Origin of the sequence: Allomesorhizobium camelthorni, from assembly GCF_011045125.1 — a bacterium.
Taxonomy (GTDB): domain Bacteria; phylum Pseudomonadota; class Alphaproteobacteria; order Rhizobiales; family Rhizobiaceae; genus Allomesorhizobium; species Allomesorhizobium camelthorni.
Window position 1 is genome coordinate 1 of sequence record NZ_JAAKZF010000163.1, and the last position, 6,217, is coordinate 6,217.

Genomic DNA, 6,217 nt, shown 5'->3' on the forward strand with positions numbered 1-6,217 from the left:
AATGAGCATGGCGCGCGATGCCTTTGTCGGCTTTGCGAAGAGGGCGGGAGTCCTGGAAGATCCGGAGGCGGTTATGCCGTGGATCACTGCTGCCAAATTGGGCAGGGGCAAGGTGCAGATGTAGACGCATACGGCGGCCTCGCCTCTTTTGCCGCCAAGTGATCCGCGTATCGGCGGATGCGCGCGTCCTCTCCGCGCATGGTGACGATCTCTCGGGCTATATCGCGGCTGGATAACTGCCCTTCGGCGTTGCGCAGTTCGCCACAGATCGCGCGGGACAGCTCGCCTTTGCCGAAGAGACTTCCCGCTTCTGGCGCGGCATGGCGGCGTCCAGATCGCCGGCATAGCCGAGAACGTTCAAGGTGCGGTCAAGCGCGCCGATGTCATTCTTGATCTCGGCAAGCCGGTCGCGAATGCGCTCGGCTTCGTTGAACAGGTCGGCGCGCTTGGCAAGCAAGCCGGTGATCGTGTGCTCAACAGTTTCAGTGCGAGGCGGGCGAAGCAACCCTGAGATCGTGTTTTGGCAGCTAGTGTCCATGATACCATTCCCTTGCGTGGGTTCCCTTACGCACTCCCGGGGGAAGACCCGTGCGGGGCTGGCGCTACACGGGGACAGGGTAGCGTCAGCTTCCGGATTTTGGAGGATTTTTGCCATCTCGCGCTACCGGAATGTTGGTGCTCTTGCTACACATAAGGCCGGAAATCTCAGTGGGGGGTAGGGTCACGCGGGCACGCCGATTCACAGCAACCATGAGATCGTGTCTCAGTGCCCAACAGTCATGCAAAATCTGCTAGCATGGTTCTCAAGTACCTCCCGTGGAGCGGATCGTGCGGGGCTGACTGAAAAGCGTCAGCCGCCCGACTTTTCGCCGATCTGCGCCACTGGATGTTGGTGCTATGCTGTTTAGGAGGATTCGTTCCCATGAACATCACCCAGATTTCCCAACCTGTTTCGCCAGGCAACCCCGCTCCGGATTTTGTTTTACCCGCAGTGGACGGAAGCGGGACGGTATCCTTGGCCGACTATCGGGGAAGGACCCCATTCTTTCTTGCACTGTTCATCGGCCTCTGGTGCCCGTTCTGCCGCCGCGCAATCGCCCAAATCGCGGCATCAGAGCCTGAGCTTAAGTCTGCAGGAGTTGAAACGCTCGGAGTTGTGGCGACACCGCCCGACAACGCGCAGCTTTATTTCCGATATCGGCCCACACGCCTTCGTCTGGCGGCTGATCCCGAACTCTCGACGCACCAAGCATACGGCGTTCCAAAACCCATACCGACGCCGGAGTTCCTGAGGGGGCTGGAAACCACCTTGATCAACCCAGACGGGTTGTTAGCAGAACCGCTGCCGGTCTCGCAAGCGGCAGAGGCCATTGGAAGGCTGGATGGTTATCAAGAAAACGAGATTGACCAGATCGATATGGAGCGACAGTGGCCTCAGCTTAAGGGCCAATTTTTGATCGATCGGGACGGCATCGTCCGCTGGGCAAACATTGAGTGCGCGGCCGATGGGCTAGCCGGAGTGGGCAGGTTTCCTTCTGCCGACGAAATCCTGGCCGCAGCGCGCTCGCTGGCCGACTAAACCGGAGGTTTTCAGGGCTTGTCGCTCTCTGCTGCCCACAACGCTCCCCAAGCGTTCCATGCCAATCAGGCCACCTGGCCTGCCGCGCATACCGCAGCGACCTACTTCAGCAGACGACGCGCTCTTGCGACCCCGGTTTCGTCACCAGTCCAATCATAGGGAGATTGGTACATCGCCGCCCACTAATAAAGATTGGCCGGCACCACGGGCGGGAGTGTCCAATTCAGTACCCAGACGGCGTGCTGCCGGAAACCGTCGGCGTGCTGCCGGAAACCGTCGAGTATCCCGACCACCCTGGTTCATCGGCGTCCAGTACCATCCCGACCTGAAAAGCCGGCCGATGGAGCCGCACCCTCTCTTCGCCAGCTTTATCAACGCAGCGGTGGAGCAATCCAGGCCCGGTTCGCCTGGAGCGGTTCCTGTTCGATCAGACGACCTGCTCGGCGGCCGACATCAGCTCCTCGCGGCTCGGCGCTCCGAACATCCGGCGGCCGCCTTCAGGAACCTCCGTGAAGCTCCAGCGCACGACGCCGTCACGGTCGAGCAGGAATTGGCCGAACAACTGGCCTTGTCCCGTAGCGATCATCCGCTCGTCGTCCTCGTTTATTTCATAGCCATCCTTCTCGTTGAGGACCTCGGACGCGGTCATCGGATCCATCGGCTCCGGCAGTTCCGGCAGGTCCATCTTCATCGACATGGCGGCGCCAACGCTGATCTTGTACGGCCATTCGGTTTGGTTCTCGGTGAATTCGAGGTTCGGCAAACCGAAGGCGCGGTGCGAGGTCCGCTCGGGATCGGACGCCGCGAGCAGATCGGGCATCGGCCGATAGCGGAAATAAAGGCGCGCGCGCTCGATCGGCGTGTTGACGACCGCCAGCGATTCGACCCCTCTTTCGCGCAAAGCCCTATCGATTTGCGCCTGTGCTGCGATGTGGCGCCGGCAGAATGGGCAATGCAGACCGCGGAACAGACCGATCAAGAGCGGCTTTTGCCCACGGTAATCGTCGATGGCGATCTTCCCGTCACGGGTAATCGCCTCGAGCACGATATTTGGCGCACGGTCGCCCGGCTGCAACGGGCCTTCGGAATGACGCTCGGACATATCCAGTTTACTCCACCCGCTAATCAAGAAACGGCAGCACGACCAGCCCTTCGGGATCGAGCCCGTGTTGGGCGCATAGATCCTGCGCCAGGGAAAAGTACCGTTCGGCTTCGGCCATATCGCCTATGTCAAGGTTCAGCGTGGCAAGGCCATCATAGCACGGAAAAAGCATCTGCGGCTCGCCTGTTTCCCGCGCCACCTCCAGCGCCTCATTGTAACAGCGTGCTGCGAGGTCGGGCTCGGCATGGCATTGATGGATCTGCCCGAGAACGATCAGCGGGACAGGCAGGTGCTCGCGCTGGTCGAGTGCGCGGTCGAGTTCGATCGCCTTTTTGGCGGCGGGAACACCCTCGCCGCTACAGCGGTCGGTGAAGGTGCAACTGGCGACAGCGAGATTGGCGAGAAGCCGCGCCTGGAAACCGAGATCGCCGATACGGCGCGCCACGTCGAGGCCCCGCCGACACACCTCCATGGCGTGGGTCGGATCGATTATAGTGTAGAGCACGCCGAGATTCGTATAACCCCGGCAGGCCGCGCTGAGCAGACCGGCGGCTTCGGCAACCGCAACGCTCCGCTCGACCTCCCGCAGGGCTTCGCGGCTCCGTCCAAGACGCGCCAGTGCGACCCCTTTTGTGTTGAGCGCCTCTGCCGTTGCGTGCGCCGCCTCCAGCCTGGTTTCCTCGTCGGCATCCAGCGGCAGAGCTTCGGCGTGGCCGAGCGCGTCATCCGCCCATTTGACGGCGGCGGCGTGCTCGCCGTTACGAAACGCTAGGCGGCCACGCTCCTGGAGCAGAAGCGCGTGCTCGATTCGCGCATCCGTTCCTTCAAGCGACAGAGCCGCTTCGGCATAGTGCGCCTCCGCCTGGTTTCGCTTGCCGGATTCCCAAAGCAACCGGCCGAGTTTGCGCAATATCCGCGCCGCCCCGACGCGATCGCCCGCGGCCCGGCGAACCTCAAGCACCGTTCGGTAATGTTCACGGGCCGCATCGCGCCGGCCCGTTGAACCGCAAAGGTCGGCGACGCGCTCGTGCAAGGAGAGCCTGAGCTCCACGGGTTCCGGATCATCGGCAAGCGCCGTCAGTGCCTGCTGGTAATGGCGGATAGCGTCGTCATTTGCGTAAATCGTGCGCGCTCGGTCGCCGGCCGCGCGTAGATAGTGCGCACCCTTTGACTTGTTGGCGCTCAGGCTGAAATGATGGCCGAGGAGCAGCAGATCTTCTAGGCGCTCCGGCTCTTGCCCGCATGATTGTTCCAACGCCGCCCCGACCTGCCCATGCATTTCGGTGCGCCGCTGCAGAAGAAGGTTTTGGTAGATCACGTCCTGGAGCAAGGCCTGGGTGAAACGATAGGATTGCGACGCGATCGAGCCAATGTCGGCCACCTCGTCGATGATCTCGGCATCGCAGAGCAGATCGAGCCCCGCCTCGATTTTCGTCGGGTCGGCCGAAACGGCGGCAAGCAGCGTTGCGCCGAAACGCGGGCCGAGGACCGCTGCTTCTTGGGCCAGCCTGCGCACTTCGGGCTGCAGCCTGTCCATCCGGGCGAGCAGCATCGCCTGAATGCTCGCCGGAATTTCAGCCGCAGTTTCACTCGCCGCAGCCCGCCAATGAGGCCCATCGCGCACCAGAACCCCGCTCTCGATGAAGCCGCGCACGATCTCTTCGACGAATAGCGGGTTTCCGCCGGCACGTTCGAGAATCCGGCTGCCGAGAGTGTTTAACGTCTTGTCCCAGCCTTGGCCGAAAAGTGAGGCGAGCAGCTTGCGCCCATCATTATCGTCGAGCGGAGCGAGGCGGAGCGTCGTATGGCTGATCCGGCTTGAATCGAGTTGTTCCACCTCGAATGTCGGGCGATGGGTGAACACCAGCATCAGCCGTCGCCGCTCCAGTCGGTCCATCAGGAAACGCAGCGCCTCCAGCGACACCGCATCGGCCCAGTGCAGATCCTCCACCACGATCAGCAGCGGCCCGAGTGCTAGCCGTCGTTCGAAAATGGTGCGGATGGCAAAGAAGATCTGCCTGCGGAGTTGTTCGGGTTCGACATGCCGCAGGGCGCCGTCCGGATCGCCGAGGCCGATGACATGGAACAGAAGCGGCGTCAGGCGGGCCGCCTCCTCGTCGTCCAGGCCGAGTTCGCCCAGCAGGTCGGAAAGCCTTGCCCTGGTTTCAGCTACGGGGCCGCCTTGTGGCATGCCGGCGGCGCTCCGAACGACGGCGGCAAGCGTACCATAGGACTGCTCTCCAAGCGGCGAGCAGGCCGCCTGTCTGATCGCGACCACGGCAAAGCGCTCTTCGTCGCCGATACGGGCGATGAATTCGTTGAGCAGCCGCGACTTGCCGATGCCCGCTTCTCCGACCAGCCGCACCAGCTGGGCCGAACCCCTGCATGCGAGATCGAGGCTGGCCAGCATCCGCTCGAGTTCGGCATCGCGGCCGATCAGCGAGGCGCTGAGGCCCAGCGCCTCCAATCCACGCGCCGGACGCGGGGCTTCGCGCAGACCCTGCAGGCGGTAGACCGGTGTACTTCCCGTCTTGCCGCGCAGAGTGGTCTCGCCGAGCGTCTCGAAGGAGAAGGCGTGCCGGGTGAGGCGTTGGGTCAGTGGGCCGACCAGCACCTCGCCGGGTGGTGCCATCGATTGCAGCCGTTGGGCGGTGTTCACCGTATCGCCGGTCACCGAGTAGGACTTGGCGATTCCCGCACCGAACCCGCCGGTGACCACCGGACCGGTGTTGACGCCGATGTGGAGGACTGGCGGCGAGCCGGCCCGCGCCTGCCAGCGCTCGCCCATGCGCGAAGCCCGCTCGACCATGTCGAGCGCGGCACGAAGTGCGCGCTCTGGATCGTCCTCATGCGCGACCGGTGCGCCGAACAGCGCCAGCAGCGCGTCGCCGATGAATTTGTCGACGAAGCCGCCGAAACTCTGCACCGCTTCGGTAAGCTCCTCGAACAGATCGTTTTGCAGGGCTCGCATGAGTTCCGGGTCGATCTGCTCCGAGAGTGTGGTGAAGCCGCTGAGATCGGCGAACAGAACCGTGACGGTGCGGCGGTCGGCGTCGACGGCGGGCAGGGCGGCTTGCCCAACCTTCCCGCTCGGCGCCGAAGCGGCGCGGCTGGTAGGGCTCCCCTCCGCGCTCGCATTGTCCGTTGGGGCGCCGCATTTTGGGCAGAACGCAAAGTCGGACGGGCAAGGATAGCCGCAGCCAGAGCAGGCTTTTGGTTGCCTGATGCCGCATTTCGGGCAGAAGGCAAAGCCGCTCTGGATCCCGAATCCGCAACCCGCGCAGTTCATCGATCGACCTCCATAGGACCATCGATAGGCCTTCGGACCAGTTGCCGAAGCCTCCCAATCCGGGAATGAGAATGGACCCGTAAGGGAAAACGGGCAAGCAGCGTGAATAAAACAACGCTGGCGGGTCGCCGGATGTAAAAACTTGAAGTGAAAATAAGGCTTATCGAACCAGGCCGCCTGCCAGCCGACGGAATTTGTTCACAACGCTGTGAAATTGCATCGAACAATGACCCTTTGCTGGGTCGCC

Annotated in this window: 4 protein-coding genes and 1 pseudogene; 2 read left to right on the forward strand and 3 right to left on the reverse strand. The window is 62.8% G+C overall.

The features are described from left to right. Window positions 1-217: 217 nt before the first annotated feature. Window positions 218-538, reverse strand: coding sequence for a hypothetical protein (locus G6N73_RS34220; RefSeq protein ID WP_165034323.1), 321 nt, complete (start codon window positions 536-538; stop codon window positions 218-220). A 384-nt stretch (window positions 539-922) separates the two neighbouring features. Here G6N73_RS34220 and G6N73_RS34225 point away from each other — a divergent pair, with 384 nt between their 5' ends. Together G6N73_RS34225 and G6N73_RS34230 are read left to right on the forward strand one after the other, a co-directional pair. After that, window positions 923-1,579, forward strand: a complete 657-nt coding sequence (locus tag G6N73_RS34225; RefSeq protein WP_165034324.1) for a redoxin domain-containing protein — start codon at window positions 923-925, stop codon at window positions 1,577-1,579. A 257-nt stretch (window positions 1,580-1,836) separates the two neighbouring features. Continuing rightward, window positions 1,837-1,976 (forward strand): annotated as a pseudogene (locus tag G6N73_RS34230) (glutamine amidotransferase-related protein); the annotation flags it as partial. Window positions 1,977-2,006: 30 nt separating this feature from the next. Here G6N73_RS34230 and G6N73_RS34235 read toward each other — a convergent pair. Both G6N73_RS34235 and G6N73_RS34240 read right to left on the reverse strand, forming a co-directional pair. Further along, window positions 2,007-2,681 (reverse strand): peroxiredoxin-like family protein, encoded by a 675-nt coding sequence (locus tag G6N73_RS34235; RefSeq protein ID WP_165034325.1) that lies wholly within the window; start codon window positions 2,679-2,681, stop codon window positions 2,007-2,009. A 19-nt stretch (window positions 2,682-2,700) separates the two neighbouring features. Further along, entirely contained in the window at window positions 2,701-5,970 is a 3,270-nt protein-coding gene (locus G6N73_RS34240; RefSeq protein WP_165034326.1) for an adenylate/guanylate cyclase domain-containing protein, read from the reverse strand. Between the last annotated feature and the right edge of the window lie 247 nt (window positions 5,971-6,217).